The organism is Rhodococcus sp. 05-340-2 (genome assembly GCF_002258915.1).
Taxonomy (GTDB): Bacteria; Actinomycetota; Actinomycetes; order Mycobacteriales; family Mycobacteriaceae; genus Rhodococcoides.
In genome coordinates, this window is record NZ_NOYU01000006.1 from 1 (window position 1) to 16,205 (window position 16,205).

At 65.7% G+C, this 16,205-nt stretch carries 14 protein-coding genes; 6 read left to right on the top strand and 8 right to left on the bottom strand.

Annotated features, from left to right (window positions below):
* Positions 1-1,311: transposase (locus CH271_RS01415; RefSeq protein ID WP_143545989.1), on the bottom strand; the 1,311-nt coding region annotated here is incomplete at its 3' end.
* 229 nt (positions 1,312-1,540) lie between these two features.
* On the opposite strand from CH271_RS01415, the gene CH271_RS01420 reads away from it, so the two are divergent.
* Both CH271_RS01420 and recR read left to right on the top strand, forming a co-directional pair.
* Positions 1,541-1,876 carry a YbaB/EbfC family nucleoid-associated protein gene (locus tag CH271_RS01420; protein ID WP_032404980.1) on the top strand — a complete coding sequence of 112 codons (336 nt, stop codon included), beginning with the start codon at positions 1,541-1,543 and terminating at the stop codon, positions 1,874-1,876.
* A 3-nt stretch (positions 1,877-1,879) separates the two neighbouring features.
* Positions 1,880-2,488: a recombination mediator RecR gene (gene recR / locus CH271_RS01425; protein WP_032379989.1), complete on the top strand. Its 609-nt coding sequence runs from the start codon at positions 1,880-1,882 to the stop codon at positions 2,486-2,488.
* A 65-nt stretch (positions 2,489-2,553) separates the two neighbouring features.
* Here the strand turns inward: recR and CH271_RS01430 are convergent, their stop codons facing one another.
* The 3 genes from CH271_RS01430 to CH271_RS01440 form a co-directional block, all read right to left on the bottom strand.
* A complete protein-coding gene (locus tag CH271_RS01430) occupies positions 2,554-3,258 on the bottom strand; it encodes a type 1 glutamine amidotransferase (RefSeq protein WP_037187811.1) in 705 nt (234 codons plus the stop codon).
* Positions 3,251-4,513 carry a Mur ligase family protein gene (locus CH271_RS01435; protein ID WP_094632721.1) on the bottom strand — a complete coding sequence of 421 codons (1,263 nt, stop codon included), beginning with the start codon at positions 4,511-4,513 and terminating at the stop codon, positions 3,251-3,253. The genes CH271_RS01430 and CH271_RS01435 overlap by 8 nt, the downstream gene beginning before the upstream one ends.
* Before the next feature lie 85 nt (positions 4,514-4,598).
* Positions 4,599-5,495, bottom strand: coding sequence for an EamA family transporter (locus CH271_RS01440; RefSeq protein WP_094632282.1), 897 nt, complete (start codon positions 5,493-5,495; stop codon positions 4,599-4,601).
* Positions 5,496-5,567: 72 nt separating this feature from the next.
* Between CH271_RS01440 and CH271_RS01445 the strand changes: the two genes are divergently transcribed.
* Complete coding sequence (locus tag CH271_RS01445) at positions 5,568-6,479, top strand: LysR family transcriptional regulator (RefSeq protein ID WP_094632284.1); 912 nt, start codon at positions 5,568-5,570, stop codon at positions 6,477-6,479.
* Here CH271_RS01445 and CH271_RS01450 read toward each other — a convergent pair.
* The 3 genes from CH271_RS01450 to CH271_RS01460 all read right to left on the bottom strand — a co-directional run bounded on the left by CH271_RS01450 (position 6,448) and on the right by CH271_RS01460 (position 10,598).
* The gene (locus CH271_RS01450) at positions 6,448-6,825 is read right to left on the bottom strand and encodes an SHOCT domain-containing protein (RefSeq protein WP_037188881.1); all 378 of its coding nucleotides are present in this window, start codon (positions 6,823-6,825) and stop codon (positions 6,448-6,450) included. The genes CH271_RS01445 and CH271_RS01450 overlap by 32 nt on opposite strands.
* Before the next feature lie 133 nt (positions 6,826-6,958).
* Positions 6,959-8,770: a 2-isopropylmalate synthase gene (gene leuA / locus CH271_RS01455; protein ID WP_094632286.1), complete on the bottom strand. Its 1,812-nt coding sequence runs from the start codon at positions 8,768-8,770 to the stop codon at positions 6,959-6,961.
* Positions 8,771-8,921: 151 nt separating this feature from the next.
* On the bottom strand, positions 8,922-10,598 hold the full coding sequence (locus tag CH271_RS01460) for an FUSC family protein (RefSeq protein ID WP_143545990.1): 1,677 nt from the start codon (positions 10,596-10,598) through the stop codon (positions 8,922-8,924).
* Positions 10,599-10,747: 149 nt separating this feature from the next.
* On the opposite strand from CH271_RS01460, the gene CH271_RS01465 reads away from it, so the two are divergent.
* Both CH271_RS01465 and CH271_RS01470 read left to right on the top strand, forming a co-directional pair.
* Entirely contained in the window at positions 10,748-12,013 is a 1,266-nt protein-coding gene (locus tag CH271_RS01465) for an aspartate kinase (RefSeq protein ID WP_037187823.1), read from the top strand.
* 3 nt (positions 12,014-12,016) lie between these two features.
* A complete protein-coding gene (locus tag CH271_RS01470) occupies positions 12,017-13,039 on the top strand; it encodes an aspartate-semialdehyde dehydrogenase (RefSeq protein ID WP_037187825.1) in 1,023 nt (340 codons plus the stop codon).
* 50 nt (positions 13,040-13,089) lie between these two features.
* On the opposite strand, the gene CH271_RS01475 is transcribed toward CH271_RS01470, so the two are convergent.
* Positions 13,090-14,160, bottom strand: a complete 1,071-nt coding sequence (locus tag CH271_RS01475) for an ABC transporter ATP-binding protein (RefSeq protein WP_094632290.1) — start codon at positions 14,158-14,160, stop codon at positions 13,090-13,092.
* A 117-nt stretch (positions 14,161-14,277) separates the two neighbouring features.
* Between CH271_RS01475 and CH271_RS01480 the strand changes: the two genes are divergently transcribed.
* Positions 14,278-16,086, top strand: coding sequence for a multicopper oxidase family protein (locus CH271_RS01480; protein ID WP_094632292.1), 1,809 nt, complete (start codon positions 14,278-14,280; stop codon positions 16,084-16,086).
* Positions 16,087-16,205: the final 119 nt, after the last annotated feature.

Genomic DNA, 16,205 nt, shown 5'->3' on the forward strand with positions numbered 1-16,205 from the left:
CGAATCGACACGAGCACTCGATACGATATCGGCGGCAGCGACGGCCTTGTCGAGCATCGAGGTGAACGTGGTGCCGTCGTTGGGATTGTTGCCCACCGATGTGGCGATGATGATCCCATCGCTGGTGGTCACCGCCTGACAGTTGTAACCCTGAATCCACCCACCACCACGCAACTGCATCGACCTCGATTGCGGGTCGGTGATGTTGCGTTTGGGTTCGACAGGCTTCGCGGATTCGGCGACAGCCGAGACGGTGGCGGCCTCGACCGCGGCGCGTACTCGTTGCTGCTCCACGGCTTTCGCGTCGGCGGCGGCGCGGTCGGCGATCGCACGGTCGAGGAAACGCTGTACACGAATGACTTTCGCGTTCTTCTCCACCGGGCCCGGCGCACGCCCCTTGACTGAGCCTGCGCCCTTGTTCGCCAGGTAGTTCTCGATGGTGGCCTGATGCTGGGCACGCGCTTCGGCCAGGTTCATCTGCAAGATTTCGACTCTGATCTCCGTCGGCGGCGGCCCGGCTACGGGACCCATTTCCTCGCGCCTGCGCAGATAGTTCGCCACCAGCTTCTCTCGCCGCGCCAGCCTCGCAGTACGGAGATCGGTCTTGTTCTTCTCGACCTGCTCCCGCTTCGCGGCTTTGTCGGCGTTGACCTTTTCGAGTTCGGCCAACGCCTGCGCGATCCGCGCCGCGCGCGACCGCGGATCGGTCATCTCCTCGGGCACCTCGTCGCCGGTCGAGCCCGGCCCGAACATCTCGTCCTCGCGAGCGTCGGCCGCAGCATGCTCAGCCGCGGCAGCCCGCGCGTGCTCGCGAAGACGCTGCTCGGCCGCCTCGGCAGCCGCTGCGCGCAACCCTTTCTCGGTGCGGTTCGCGCTCAGCGAGGCGTCGGAGGAGATCTTGACTCCATCGAGAGCGACGACACCCAACCTGGCCAACCCCAATTGCCCGCACAGCAGCAGGACCTGCGTGAACAAGGCATCCATGTGCGGGGCCACGTCGGCGCGGAAGCGGGAGATCGTCACATGATCAGGAGTGTTGTCCGCGCAGATGATCCGAAACGCCGCATCACGCCGGCACAACCGCTCGAGCACCCGCGAGGACCGTTGGCCCTGCGCCCACCCGAAGATCAACACCGTGAGCAGCATGTCCGGGTCGTACCCCGCGCGCCCGACACCACCGGTGCGGCGCACCGCATGCACCGCCGAGGTGTCCAACGCGGAGACCACATCGATCACCGTGAACACCGGATCCGACACCGGTAACCACTCACGCATATCCACCGGCAACAAGAACTGCTGATCCCGATCCACCGGGCGATAACCTTTGGCCACCAGCACATTCTCCCAGCCCACCACTCCGGCTACAGCACAACACGCAGCAAAATCAACAAGGCTCAAATCGCAACAGCCCGGATCCCGTGTTTGCCGCGAAATTGTGGACACTCAGGTCGGTATGTCGATTCGACGCGCAGTGAATCACAGCGATTCAAGGTGCGACTACGCTGGTGTTCGCTTCGAACCCACGCGAGAGGACGGCACAGTGCAACCCGGTGAACAGCCCGACATGGCATCGATCCTGCAGCAGGCCCAGCAGATGCAGCAGCAGCTGATGGCGGCGCAGGCCGAGATCGCGGAAACCGAAGTGACCGGCCAGGCAGGCGGCGGACTCGTCGTCGCCACCGTCAAGGGAACCGGTGAGGTGGTCGGTCTGACCATCGACCCCAAGGTCGTCGACCCCGAAGACATCGAGACTCTGCAGGACCTGGTGATCGGTGCGATCGCCGATGCGTCTCGCGCGGCTCAGGCCGTCGCGAGCGAGAAGATGGGCCCCCTCGCTGGTGGTCTCGGTGGCATGCCCGGCCTGCCCGGGTTCTAGGCGGTGTACGAAGGTCCGGTTCAGGATCTGATCGACGAACTCGGCAAGTTTCCCGGGGTCGGTCCGAAGAGCGCTCAGCGCATAGCTTTTCATCTCCTGGGCGTCGAGCCTCCCGAGGTGGATCGGCTCATGCGCGCGCTGCAGCGTATTCGCGACGGCGTTCAGTTCTGCATCGTCTGCGGCACGGTCTCGGACAAGGAACTGTGCCGGATCTGTGCCGATTCGCGTCGAGACAGATCGATGATCTGCGTCGTCGAAGAGCCCAAAGATGTTCAGGCCGTGGAACGTACACGAGAGTTCAAGGGCCGCTACCACGTACTCGGCGGAGCGCTCGACCCACTGAACGGAGTGGGGCCGGATCAGCTCCGCATCCGAGAGTTGTTGACCCGTGTGGGAACTCAGGACGACGGAGTGGACGTCACCGAGGTCATCATCGCCACCGACCCCAACACCGAGGGCGAAGCAACGGCCACGTATCTGGTCCGCATGATGCGCGACTTCCCCGGCCTGGCCATTACCCGCCTCGCATCCGGCCTGCCCATGGGCGGAGACCTCGAATTTGCCGACGAACTGACGCTGGGCCGCGCTCTGACCGGACGTCGACGAATGTGAGTGCCCACGGATGTGGTGCGATCAGGTGCCGCCCAGGGTACTCGACCGCACCATTGCCGTAGGCACTATCGCAGCCGCTCCTTGCGGAGTTGCGCAACCTCGGGCAACTCGAGCGGAGCGAGCGTGGTGCCCAAGGCGCGCTCCAACAAGTAGTCCGCCAACTCCGGGTTTCGGGCGAGTACCGGCCCGTGCATGTAGGTGCCGATCACAGACCCCTGCACGACGCCTTCGCGTCCGTCGCCGACACCGTTGCCCACGCCGTGGGTGACCTTGGCCAATGGGGACGCATCCAGCCCGAGAGTTGTTCCGCCGCGGTGGTTCTCGAAGCCGGTGAGTTTCTGGCTCAGGCCCTCGAGCGCGGGCTCGGTGACGACCTCGCCGATGGACCTGGTTGCCTGCGGCGCGGTGGTGACGTCGAACAGCGAGATGCCGTCGACGCGTTCGCCCGCGGAGGTTTCGTACCAGTGGCCGAGTACCTGGATCGCGGCGCAGATCGCGAGCACGGGCGCACCGCGAGCCGCGGCGTTCTGCAATCCGGGATAGCGGGTGAGGTGACGAGTCGCCAGGCGTTGAGCCGAATCCTCTGCTCCACCAAGGGTGTACACGTCGAGGGAATCAGGAACCGGGTCGCTGAGAGTGATCTGGACGACCTCGGCGTCGATGTCTCGCATCCGCAGCCGCTGCCGCAGAATGAGCGCATTTCCGTTGTCGCCGTAGGTGCCCATCACGTCGGGCAGGACGAGGCCGATGCGTACGGTGGACTCAGACATCTTTCACCTCACGTGCCAGCGCGCGACCGAGATCGCGGAACGCGGTGTAGTTTGCGAGCACTTCGACGCGTCCCGGCGGGCAGGAAGCAATGGCCTGCAACGGATCTGCGATGGTGGTGTGCTGCGAACCCGCATAGAGCAGCCGCACTCCGAGGTCGGTCGCGCGTTCACCGGCGGCCACGACGGCGACGTTCTCGAAGTGCTCGAAGCGGACGTCCCACAGCCACGACAGGTCCTCGCCGTCGGGAACCTGACCGTTGACGGCGATGACGAGCCCATCGCAGGTGGGGTCGATCATCGACAGCGCTTCCTGCCAGCCGGCGGGATTCTTGGCGAGAAGCATTCGGACGGAATGAGATCCGTACTGAACGGTGGAGTAGCGACCGGCCACCTCGTCGACGCTCGACGCGGCCGCGACGGCATCGGTCGGTGTCGCGCCGAGCGTCACTGCGGCGGCGACGGCCTGAGCTGCGTTGCCGCGGTTGGCCTTTCCTGGCAGCGACAACGTCATCGGCAGCACGAGCCCGTCGGGCCCGTAGAGATTCTCGTCGTCGAGCCACCAGTCCGGCGTCGGACGCTTGAAGTCGCTGCCGGTGCTGTACCAATGCTCGCCGTCCCACACGATGGGTTCGCCGGTACGCGGACAGCTGACGGAGTCTCCTGCCCACCCACCACCCGCCGCGACCCAGACCACGTTCGGTGCGTCGAACGCGGCGGAGGTGACGAGAACGTCGTCGCAGTTGGCGATGACCACGGTCTCGGGATGCCGGGCCAATCCGGCGCGCAGTTTGCGTTCGATCATGTTGATCTCGCCCACGCGGTCGAGCTGATCGCGACTGAGGTTGAGCAACACGATCGCCGCGGGGTCGACGGCGTCGGACACATGGGGGACGTGCAGTTCGTCGACTTCGAGGGCAGCCAGCTCGGCATCGAAGTGAGCGTGCAGTGCGGCGACGATGCCGGCGTCCATGTTCGCGCCGTCGGCTTGGGTGGCGACGTCACCGAGGGTGGCCAGCGCCGCAGCAGTCATCCTGGTGGTGGTGGACTTGCCGTTGGTGCCGGTGACGATGACGGTGCGCCGACCGCGGCCGAGCCCGCCGAGAATGTTCGGGTCGATCTTGAGTGCGACGAGGCCGCCGATCATCGATCCCTTGCCGCGGCCTGCTTTGCGGGACGCCCAGGTCGCCAGCTCCGCCGCGCGCAGTGCCACGCGGCCACGTGCGCCGATACGTCTGCGCTCACCCACTTCAACCATCCGCCGAGTCTGGCACAGAAGAGGGTGCAGTTTCACGTCGACGGTTTCGACCACCTGGTCATTTCGCGGGCTCCACTCCCGCCCCTCACACCGGCGCTTTCTCCAGCACTTCGGTGGGTCGCCGGACGGTCATGCCGCCCAGACACCCGCCGATGACGACGACGCCACCGATCAGCGCGAGCACCGAGGGGTTCTCGCCCAGGAAGATCCGGGCACCGGCGATGCCGACGACGGGAACCAGCAGCGAGAACGGCGCGACCAGACCGGCGGGGTTGCGGCTCATCAGGATGCTCCACAGGCCGCTACCGACGATCGTGGCCGGAATCACGATGTAGGCCAACGCGACCAGCCCGGGCCAGCCCTGCGGACCGAACGAGGCCATCAGTGCATGCCAGCCGGTGGTCGGACCCTCGACGATCGCCGACAGCGCAAGCATCGGCACCGGCGGCACGACGGTCATCCACAGCATCAGCGTCATCGGCGATTCGGACTTCGCGAGTCGATTCCCCAGGTTGCCGAACGCCCAACCGAGTCCGGCGAGCAGGGTGAGGATCACCGGGAGCAGCGTGGCGTTCTGCGCGCGGTCCCACCCGATCAGCACCATGCCGAGCACGGCGATGCCGATGCCGATGGCCTGCCTGCGGGAGACGTGTTCGCGGAGCAGAAGCGCGCCGAGAACGACGGTGAACGGTGCCGACGACTGCAGAACGAGCGACGCCAATCCGGTGGGCATGCCCGCCGCCATCGCTGCGAACAGGAAGGCGAATTGCAGGAATCCGAACCCGAAGCCGTACAGCAGCAGCCACTTCAGCGGCACCTTGGGCCGCGGGACGAACAGCACGACGGGGACGGCGATGACCAGGAATCGCAGTGCGGCGAAGAAGAAGGGCGGGAAGTGATCGAGCCCCACACGGATGGCAAGAAAGTTCAGTCCCCACAGCACGACGACGGTCAGTCCGAGGAGGCGGTCGCGAGTGCTCATGGCCCCAATCGTGACGGCCGCGAATGATCAGCACAATCGAATATATCCGCAGGAACAGTTAAGATCCTCTACATGAACGTGGAGCGGCTCAGGATCCTTCGCGAACTCGCCGACCGTGGGACCGTCGCTGCCGTCGCAGACGCGCTGTCCATGACGCCGTCGGCGGTATCTCAGCAGCTCAAGCAGCTCGCCAGGGAAGCGGGGGTGACGCTTCTCGAACCCGACGGCCGCCGACTTCGACTCACCGATGCCGGGCGTGCGTTGGTGGTCAGGACGGACGATGTCTTCGCCGCCCTCGCCCGCGCCACGGCGGAGATGGATCGATATCGGGCGTCCCCGCGGGGACGCGTTCGAGTTGCACTGTTCCCGTCCGGTGCTGCGCTCCTGCTGCCCGGGCTACTGACGCGGTTGGCGAACTCGGACGTCGACATCGACGCCCGCGACGAGGATCTGCCCGCATCCTCGGTGCCGGAACTTCTGGCGGACTACGACGTCGTCCTCACGCACCGCGACGAGCGGGCACCGTCGACGGCCGGCCCGCGCATCGAGGTGACGACCCTGATGCGTGAGCCCATCGATCTGGTGTTACCGCCCGGACATGCTCTGGCGGAACATGAATCGATAGACCTCCGGGACCTGGTCGACGAACGATGGATCAGTGTCCGCGGCGGATTCCCGGTCGACGACGTGCTGCTCTCGGTGGCCGCGGCGACCGGCGTCGAACCGCGAGTGATGCAGCGAGTGAACGACTTCCGCGTCACCGAGGTCTTGGTGGCCGCAGGTCACGGAGTGGCATTGATGCCGCGCTACGCCGTCGTTCATCCTGGCTTGGTGCGGCGAGAACTGTCCGGGGTGCGGGCAGGGCGAATCTACGAACTCGCGACGCGACCCGACGCGGGACGACTACCCGCGATCGCCGCAGTGCTCGACGCGTTCAGGGCGGAAGCGACGTTCAGGACAGGGCTTTGGCCTTCAACGTCCTGAACTCGTCCTGATCGATGGTGCCGTTGTCCAGCAACGCCTTTGCGTGTGCGATCTCCTCCGATGCCGACCGACCGGCCACTTCCTTGATGTAGTTCTCCTGCTGGTCCTTGGCGTGCTGCAGGGCGGCAACTTGACGCTTGGCCATGTTGCTGCCGTTCACGATGAGGTAGACCAGCGCGGTCAGGAACGGCGCGACGATCAGAAAGAACACCCACACGGCCTTGATGACTCCGGATGTCTTGTGGTCTCGGAAGAGGTCTCCGATGATCGAGAACATCACCATGAGATAGGCCACGAAGGCGAATCCGACGATGAGTAGCCAGAGAAAATCCCAGAAAGAATCCATGGCGAACTTCCATTCCCTAAGGTGCCCCGACGGCAGGTTCATTGTCGCACGCGGCGTACCAGCTGAGCGTCGATAAACAGCGAAAAGCCGCCCGTTCGTGATGAACGGGCGGCTTTTTCGTCGAGCAGAGGATCTATTTCAGAGCGCGGTTCACGGCCGAGACCACAGCGCGCAGTGACGCAGTGGTGATCGACGTCGCGATGCCGACGCCCCAGACGGTGGTGGCGACACCGGCAGGAGAGGTCACCGAGGCTTCGACGTAGGCCGCGGCCTGTGCGTCGTCGCCTGCGGACATGGCGTGCTCGGAGTAGTCGAGGACGCTGACGTCGTAGCCGATGGTGGACAGTGCGTCGACGAACGAGGCGAGTGGGCCGTTGCCGGAGCCGGAGATCTCCTGCTCCACGCCGTCGACCTTGACCGTCGCGGTGATCGTGTCGGTGCCGCCGTCGTGCTCGGCCGCGATGACCGACTGCTTGATGCGCTCGAGCGGGCGGATCGGGGTCAGGTACTCCTCGGCGAAGACGTCCCACATCTCCTTGGGCGAGACCTCGCCGCCCTCACCGTCGGTAATGCGCTGGACGGCCTGGGAGAACTCGATCTGGAGTCGACGCGGCAGGTTCAGTCCGTGATCGGACTTCATGATGTACGCGACGCCGCCCTTGCCGGACTGCGAGTTGACGCGAATGACGGCCTCGTAGGTGCGACCGACGTCCTTCGGGTCGACGGGCAGATACGGAACCTGCCAGGTGACGTCCCCGATGTCCGAACCCTGCTCGTCCGCAGTGACTTTCATCGCGTCCAGGCCCTTGTTGATGGCGTCCTGGTGGCTACCGGAGAAGGCGGTGTAGACCAGATCGCCGCCGTAGGGGTGACGCTCGGCGACGGGAAGTTGATTGCAGTACTCCACCGTTCGACGGACCTCGTCGATGTTGGAGAAGTCGATCTGCGGATCGACACCGCGGGTGAACAGGTTCAACCCGAGCGTGACGAGGCAGACGTTGCCGGTGCGCTCGCCGTTACCGAACAGGCAACCCTCGATGCGATCTGCACCCGCCTGGTAGCCGAGTTCGGCTGCGGCAACACCGGTTCCGCGGTCGTTGTGCGGGTGCAGTGACAGCACGATGCTGTCGCGGCGGTCGAGGTTGCGGCTCATCCACTCGATCGAGTCGGCGTAGACGTTGGGCGTCGCCATCTCGACAGTGGCGGGCAGGTTCAGAATCAGCGGCTTGGCGGGAGTCGGATCGATGATCGCGGTGACCGCGTCGCACACCTCTTTGGCGTAGGCGAGTTCGGTGCCGGTGTAGGACTCGGGGGAGTACTCGTAGCGCCAGTCGGTATCGGGGAACTTGGCTGCTTCTTCGAGGACCTTGCGGGCACCGTCGGTAGCGATCTTCTTGATGACGTCACGCTCGGCCCGGAACACCACCCGGCGCTGCAGGATGGACGTCGAGTTGTAGAAGTGCACGATGACGCTGCGGGCGCCCTCGCACGCGACGAAGGTGCGCTCGATCAGCTCGGGACGGCACTGCGTCAGCACCTGGATGGTGACGTCGTCGGGGATCGCGCCGTCCTCGATGATCTCGCGGACGAAATCGAAGTCGGTCTGACTGGCCGACGGGAAGCCGACCTCGATCTGCTTGTAGCCCATGCGGACCAGCAGGTCGAACATCCGGCGCTTGCGGGCCGGGCTCATCGGATCGATCAGCGCCTGGTTGCCGTCGCGCAGATCCACGGCACACCACTGCGGCGTCCGGTCGATGATCTTGTCCGGCCACGTGCGGTCGGGGAGGCTGACGGGCTCCACTTCCTCGGCGAACGGCCGATAACGGAACGTGGGCATCGAGGAGTTCTTCTGGGTGTTCCAGGCGGGCTGGTCGCTGGGAGCGGGCCGCGAGGGCGGGGTGATGGTGCGGGATCCCGAGGTGAATGCGTCGGCTGGTGACATGGTCTTCGTCTCTCCGTACAGATCAGAGCAATGTGTTCGACCGGCGCAACGAACCCCGCGACGGGAAGCCAGTCTGGTCTCAGACCCCGTCGCGGCTGTTAAGAAGGAGAGCTCGCAGCATGGGCTGAGTGTACTACCGCCGACCGACGGCCTACCCCAGGGTTGACGCGTCGAATTCTGTGACCACCGCGTCGAGCCGACGTTGCCAACGTTCGATGTCATCCATTCGTCCGACGTCGGTCATCGTCCAACAGTGCGCGAGGAGTTCGTACCCGAGGCGATCGACCTCGACATGCTGCGACCAGACCCGATGCGTCCACCCTCGATCGTTGTGCGCGGCCTCGGCACCTGCGAGAGCGGACCCGACGAGCTCGAACTGGACGTCGCGTCGCACGGCGAGAGCCGTCGGCGCGGCCACGTCCTCGGTCCGCAGCACCGTCAGCAGATGCGCGCCGAGCGTCAGGACTCGGCCGTCGGACCACAGCAACGTGCGACGAAATGCCCCGGGCAGCAGCAGCCACAGCGCTGCGAAAGCGAAAGCTACTCCCACCGTCGTCTCCACGATCCGGTCGACGACGATGTCCTCCAGCACGGACCCCGGATGGGTCAGGGTGCCCATCAGCAGGGCGAGCGGAGTGATGAACGTGACGGCCAACCCATAGTTGCGTGCCACCGACACCTCGATCGCGAACTGCAGCACCATCAACACCACGATGACGGCCAGACCGGTCAACGGCGAGAGAAAGATGGCCGAGAACAACGCCACGCCGGCGAGAGTTCCGCCGAGCCGCTGCAGGCCACGGTAGGTGCCGTGCACCCGATCGGGACCCTGTTGCAACACCAGGACGGCACCTAGGATCGCCCAGTCCGGTCGGCTCAGATCCAGCGCGACGCTGATCCCGCCCGCCGCCGCTGCCGCGCAGAACACCCGAACGGCGGTCGACATCGCATGGGAATCACGGTGCAGCGAGCGCCGCAACCGATACCCGACGCTCGGCCTGGCCAGCGGCAGCTGATCAGACACGGAATCAACCGCCCGATCCGGATCGGCCCGCGCAGTGGTCGTCGCCGCAAAGGCCCGATGCGCGTCGAACAATTTCTGAACCAGCACCGGCCTCGATGACAGCCGCACGGCACCCGCGTCGTACACCGCAGCCCACGCCGCGTGCAGACGCGCGGCCGCAGCATGACGATCGGCGGCAGACGCCGTCGGCGAGCTCGTGTATTTCTCGATGGCACCCACCGCGGCTCCGACGGCCTCGCGCTCGGGTCCTCGCGGATCCCACAGCACCCCGGACATCGACACCACCAGCGCCGACGCGACGCCGATTGCCGCACAGACCGCTCCGTGAGCGGCGTTGATGCCGGCTCCGGGGATGTACGACGACACCGCGCACACCAGCACGAAGAAGAACGCTCCCGGCGGCCCCAGTCGCAGCGCAGCGATGACGTAGACCGAGACGAGAGCGAGGAGCGAGAGCAGGGTCACCGGGATCATCCGCGCGACTCCGGTGCTCCCGAGATCGAGCGATATCTGCCCGGCCGTCGCCCCGAGCCACACCGAGGCCACCAGTGCGCCGCCCGCGGTCAGGACCACCCACCAACGCGAACGATAGGGACGGCCCTCGCCGTAGATGACGGCGAAACTGCCCGAAACCACCAGCAGGGCCTCGGTGTGAAACCCGAGAACCCACGCCGCGATAGCGGGGACACCGAACGCCAGAGCCGAGCGCAGTCCACCCGGCCAGCGACGGCCGACGGCGGGAAGCCCGAAGAGCACCCGCAGACCTCGCGGGGGTGGGGGTGGGCGGTGCTCGGGAAGGGTCACCCGACCATGTTAGGACAGGCGTATCCGCAGGCGAGCCACCCTAAAGTCCCAGCTCGGAGCTACCCGGGCCACTGCTCGGGGCATTCGCTCGGTAGGGTTACCCCGGAACAATCGCCCGATTGTCGGCTATCCAGCGGAGGTAAACAGGCGTGGCTCTCATCGTCCAGAAGTACGGTGGATCGTCGGTGGGAACCGCCGAACGTATCCGACGCGTCGCTGAACGAATCGTCGAGACCAAGAAGGCAGGCAACGACGTCGTCGTGGTCGTGTCGGCCATGGGCGACACCACCGACGAACTACTCGACCTGGCCCAGCAGGTGTGCCCGGCCCCGCCGGCCCGCGAGATGGACATGCTGCTCACTTCGGGTGAACGCATCTCCAACGCGCTGGTCGCGATGGCCATCCACTCGCTCGGTGCCGAGGCCCGGTCGTTCACCGGCTCCCAGGCAGGCGTCGTCACCACCAGCGTGCACGGCAACGCCAAGATCATCGACGTCACCCCCGGCCGCGTGCGCAGCGCCCTCGACGAGGGTTCGATCGTGCTCGTCGCCGGATTCCAGGGCGTCAGCCAGGACAGCAAGGACGTCACCACGCTCGGTCGCGGAGGTTCGGACACCACCGCCGTTGCGCTCGCCGCAGCACTGAACGCCGACGTCTGCGAGATCTACACCGACGTCGACGGCATCTTCACCGCCGACCCGCGCATCGTGCCCAACGCCCGGCACCTCGACACCGTCTCGTTCGAGGAGATGCTCGAGATGGCTGCCTGCGGCGCGAAGGTGCTCATGCTGCGCTGCGTCGAATATGCCCGTCGCTACAACGTCCCTGTTCACGTGCGCTCGTCGTACACCACGAAACCCGGAACGATCGTCTCCGGATCTATGGAGGACATTCCAGTGGAAGAAGCAATTCTCACCGGCGTCGCACACGATCGCAGCGAGGCGAAGGTCACCGTCGTCGGCATCCCCGATTCGCCGGGTTACGCGGGCAAGATCTTCCGCGCCGTCGCCGACGCGGAGATCAACATCGACATGGTGCTGCAGAACGTCTCCAAGATCGACACCGGAAAGACCGACATCACCTTCACTTGCCCCAAGTCGGACGGTCCGACGGCCGTGGAGAAGCTGACCAAGCTGCAGTCCGAGATCGGCTTCGCGCAGGTGCTCTACGACGACCACATCGGCAAGGTCTCGCTCGTCGGCGCAGGAATGAAGACTCACCCCGGCGTCACGGCGACTTTCTGCGAGGCGCTGGCCGAGGCAGGCGTCAACATCGACCTCATCAGCACCTCCGAGATCCGTATCTCGGTGCTGGTCAACGACACCGAGCTGGACGAGGCCGTGCGCGTTTTGCACGCCGCCTTCGATCTCGGCGGCGACGAAGAAGCCGTCGTACACGCAGGGACAGGACGATAGAAGATGACCACAGTTGCAGTCGTAGGAGCTACCGGCCAGGTCGGTGCTGTCATGCGAACACTGTTGGAGGAGCGTAACTTTCCCGCCGACACCGTTCGATTCTTCGCCTCCGCCAGGTCGGCGGGCAAGAAGCTGCCGTTCCGCGGCGAGGAGATCGTCGTCGAGGATGCGTCCACCGCGGACCTGACCGGAATCGATATCGCACTGTTCTCGGCAGGAGCCACGCTCTCCCGTGAGCAGGCACCGCGCTTCGCCGCTGCAGGTGCCACCGTCATCGACAACTCGTCGGCGTTCCGCAAGGACTCGGACGTGCCGTTGGTGGTCAGCGAGGTCAACCCCGAGGCAGCGAAGAACCCGCCGCGCGGCATCATCGCCAACCCCAACTGCACCACCATGGCCGCGATGCCGGTGCTCAAGGTGCTACACGACGAAGCAGGCCTGCAGCGTCTGATCGTCTCGAGCTACCAGGCCGTCTCCGGCAGCGGACTCGCCGGTGTCGAGGAACTCGCCACCCAGGCGCGCGCCGTCATCGGCGACGTCGAAAAGCTGGTGCACGACGGTTCGTCGGTGGATTTCCCTGCCCCGAACAAGTACGTCGCGCCCATCGCCTTCAACGTCCTGCCGCTGGCCGGCGCGTTGGTGGACGACGGATCCGGCGAAACCGACGAGGACCAGAAGCTGCGCAACGAATCGCGCAAAATCCTCGGATTGCCGGACCTGCTGGTCAGCGGTACCTGCGTCCGCGTGCCGGTGTTCACCGGCCACTCGCTGTCGATCAACGCCGAGTTCGATCGCCCGCTCTCGGTGGAGCGTGCCCGCGAACTGCTGGCCTCGGCACCGGGTGTCTCGCTGGTCGACGTGCCGACGCCTCTGCAGGCGGCAGGCGCGGACGATTCCTTGGTCGGTCGCATCCGCCAGGACCCGGGTGTTCCCGAGGGCCGCGGATTGGCCCTGTTCGTCTCGGGCGACAACCTGCGTAAGGGCGCGGCGCTCAACACGATTCAGATCGCCGAGCTGCTGGTCTGACCTCGTGCGCGTTGTGCGTCCCCAGGGGTCACGCACAACGCGCACGACGGTCAGTTCAGGCGGTGACCTTCGGCGGAGGCGTCGAAGATGTGCGCGTGCGCGTCGTCGATGCGCACATGGACGCGGTCGCCCTTCTCGGGCGGGCTGCGCCAATCGGCCCGGGCGACGATGGTTTCGGTGCGGCCGTTGATGTCTGCGCGGCCGAACACGAACGCCTCGGAACCGAGTTCCTCGACCACGTCGATCTCCAGAGCGATTCCACTGCTTGCAATCTCGATGTGCTCGGGCCTGATTCCGAACATCACCTCCGTGGCGGACCCGAGAGTCTGCCGCGGTACGGGAATCACCTGATCGGCCAGGCGAACACCGCCGTCGGTGACCGGGGCACGGAACAGATTCATCGACGGTGAGCCCATGAACCCGGCGACGAACGCATTGACCGGCTTCCGGTACAGCTCGCGCGGAGTCGCGCACTGCTGCAGCACACCACCTTTGAGCACCGCGACGCGATCGCCCATCGTCATGGCCTCTACCTGATCGTGAGTGACGTACACCGTCGTCGTCCCGAGCCGGCGCTGCAGCTGCGCGATCTGCGTGCGCGTCTGGACCCGAAGTTTCGCGTCCAGGTTGGACAGTGGCTCGTCCATCAGAAACACCTGGGGCTGACGAACGATGGCGCGCCCCATGGCAACCCGCTGACGTTGGCCGCCCGAGAGAGCCTTCGGCTTGCGGTCGAGGTATGGCTCGAGGTCGAGCAGCTTCGCGGCCTCCTCGACGCGAGTGCGAATGTCCTCCTTGTTCGCCTTCGCCAGCTTCAGCGCGAACCCCATGTTCTCGGCGACGGTCATGTGCGGGTACAGCGCGTAGTTCTGGAACACCATCGCGATGTCGCGATCCTTGGGTTCGGAATGGGTGACGTCCTTGCCGCCGATCAGGATGCGGCCCGAGTTGACCTCTTCGAGCCCCGCGAGCATGCGAAGCGAGGTGGACTTTCCGCAACCGGATGGGCCGACCAGGACGAGAAATTCGCCGTCCTCGATGTGCAGGTCGAGCTCGTTCACCGCGGGAGTGTCGGAGCCCGGAAACAGCCTGGTGGTGTGCTCGAACGAGATTGTTGCCATGACGAAATAGATCCCTCCACCGGCAGGAACGTGCCGGACGATCCGAGTGTGGGGTGACGGCGGGAGCCGACGAGCACATAGTATGGCCCCCATCACAACCAGTAGAGAGGTGGCCGGGTGAGCGGAGCTGTGTCCCGTCGAACCGCGCTGCGAGGGCTGGCCGTGGCCGCCGTCGCCGCCGGAGCCGCTGCTCTTCCGGTGGCGTCGACGACGCGTCGAGCACTGGCGGACGACTTCCTCCGCGGCCAGAGCCCCCTGCTGTTCCACTCACCGCCCCTGACGCCCTTCCGGGACGAGCTGCCGAGATTGCCGCTGATCAGCGGTACGGAAGTGACGTTGGACGCGCACAGTTCCACGCATTCCTTCCACGCCGACCTGCGCCCCGGGCCCACCTTCGGATACGGGCAGTGCGACTACCTCGGGCCCACCATCGAATCGCAGCAAGGCCAACCCTGGACGCTGAAGTACTCCAACACCACCGCAGGCAACCCGCTCGCCGCGGACATCGACACCTCGCTGCACGGCATGAGCGAGATGGACCGCACGATGACGCCGACGTCACTGCACCTGCACGGCAGCATCACCGAACCGGCGAGCGACGGGCACTCCGAGATGCTGGTGCGCCCGGGCGAGTCGATGACGCACAACTTCCCGGGACTCAACGACGCCGCGGGACTCTGGTACCACGACCACGCCATGTCGATGACGCGCATCAACGTCTACGCAGGTCTGCTCGGCATCAACCTGGTCCGAGATCGTTGGGACACCGGCATACCCGACAACGCACTGGGTCTGCCGTCGGGAGAGTTCGAGCTGCCGCTGGTGCTGCAGGAAAAGATCATGAACCCCGACGGCAGCATGAGCATCCGCTCCAACATCACCGTGCCGCAGGGTAAATGGGAAGGCGGCGGCACCGGAGACGTGGGCGTCGTCAACGGCAAGATCTGGCCGACGATGGAAGTGGCACGCGGGATGTATCGGCTGCGCGTGGTCAACGCCGGGTCGTACAGCGTGTGGAACTTGTTCTTCACCAACAGACTTCGCTTCTGGGTCATCGGGAACGACGGTGGATTGCTCGACGCCCCGGTGGAGACCACCAGCATTCGGCTCGCACCTGCCGAGCGCGCCGACATCCTCGTCGACTTCGGTGCCGTGGAGCCGGGCGCACTGATCGAGCTGCTCAACGACGAGCCACCACCCGCTCAGGCGGCATCACTCGGTGCGGTGCCGATGCCACTGTTCTGTCAGTTCCGCGTCGCGTCCGCCGCAGGCTTCCGAGGCGGCATGCCGTCGTTGCTACGCGGTGGAAAGGGTCAGCCGGATGTGTTGCCGCCGTTGCCGGCTGCGACTTTCACTCGAACGGTCACCGTGAACCAGCCGTCCGGTGGGCTGAACCTGGACATGACGCTGATGAACCTGAACAACCTGCGGTACTCGGACCCGGACATCGAGATGCCGAAGCAGGGGACCGTGGAGATGTGGAACATCGTCAACACGACGGTGGAGCCGCACCCGATTCACCTGCACCTGGCGCACTTTCGGACGTTGGGCCGTATTCCCATCGACCTCGCCGCCTACCAACGAGACTTCCCCCGGCCCACATTCGGTACCAGATGGGCTCCGCCGGTGGAGAAGTTTCTCACCGGTCCATCGGTGCCGCCTGCTTCGTGGGAAGCCGGGTGGAAGGACACCGTCAACACCTACCCGGGCACCGTCACACAGATCCTCGTTCGATTCCCGACGGCCGACGAACTCGGGTTCGACCCCGACGCCACCTTCGCCGGTCCGGCCGCGCACCACGGCGGCGAGCACGGTGGCCATGACATGGGTGGAGGCGGCGAGTTGCAGGGGTACATGTGGCACTGCCACATGCTCGACCACGAGGACCACGAAATGATGTTGCGGTACCGCACCGTCGCTCCGTGACGCACGCACCCGAACCTGTCCTGGGCTGGGAGTTGCTTGCGTTCACCGTCCGGTCGGCCCACACTGGCCCTGCCGCGTCAGGCAATCACCGCGCTCGGTCGACCTTTCTGCCCATCGGC

Coding starts and splice junctions, on each gene's coding strand:
- CH271_RS01430 (WP_037187811.1), bottom strand. CDS start 3,258: ATGTCTGAGTCCACCGTACGCATCGGCCTCGTCCTGCCCGACGTGATG.
- CH271_RS01435 (WP_094632721.1), bottom strand. CDS start 4,513: ATGGTTGAAGTGGGTGAGCGCAGACGTATCGGCGCACGTGGCCGCGTG.
- CH271_RS01440 (WP_094632282.1), bottom strand. CDS start 5,495: ATGAGCACTCGCGACCGCCTCCTCGGACTGACCGTCGTCGTGCTGTGG.
- CH271_RS01445 (WP_094632284.1), top strand. CDS start 5,568: ATGAACGTGGAGCGGCTCAGGATCCTTCGCGAACTCGCCGACCGTGGG.
- CH271_RS01450 (WP_037188881.1), bottom strand. CDS start 6,825: ATGGATTCTTTCTGGGATTTTCTCTGGCTACTCATCGTCGGATTCGCC.
- leuA (WP_094632286.1), bottom strand. CDS start 8,770: ATGTCACCAGCCGACGCATTCACCTCGGGATCCCGCACCATCACCCCG.
- CH271_RS01470 (WP_037187825.1), top strand. CDS start 12,017: ATGACCACAGTTGCAGTCGTAGGAGCTACCGGCCAGGTCGGTGCTGTC.
- CH271_RS01475 (WP_094632290.1), bottom strand. CDS start 14,160: ATGGCAACAATCTCGTTCGAGCACACCACCAGGCTGTTTCCGGGCTCC.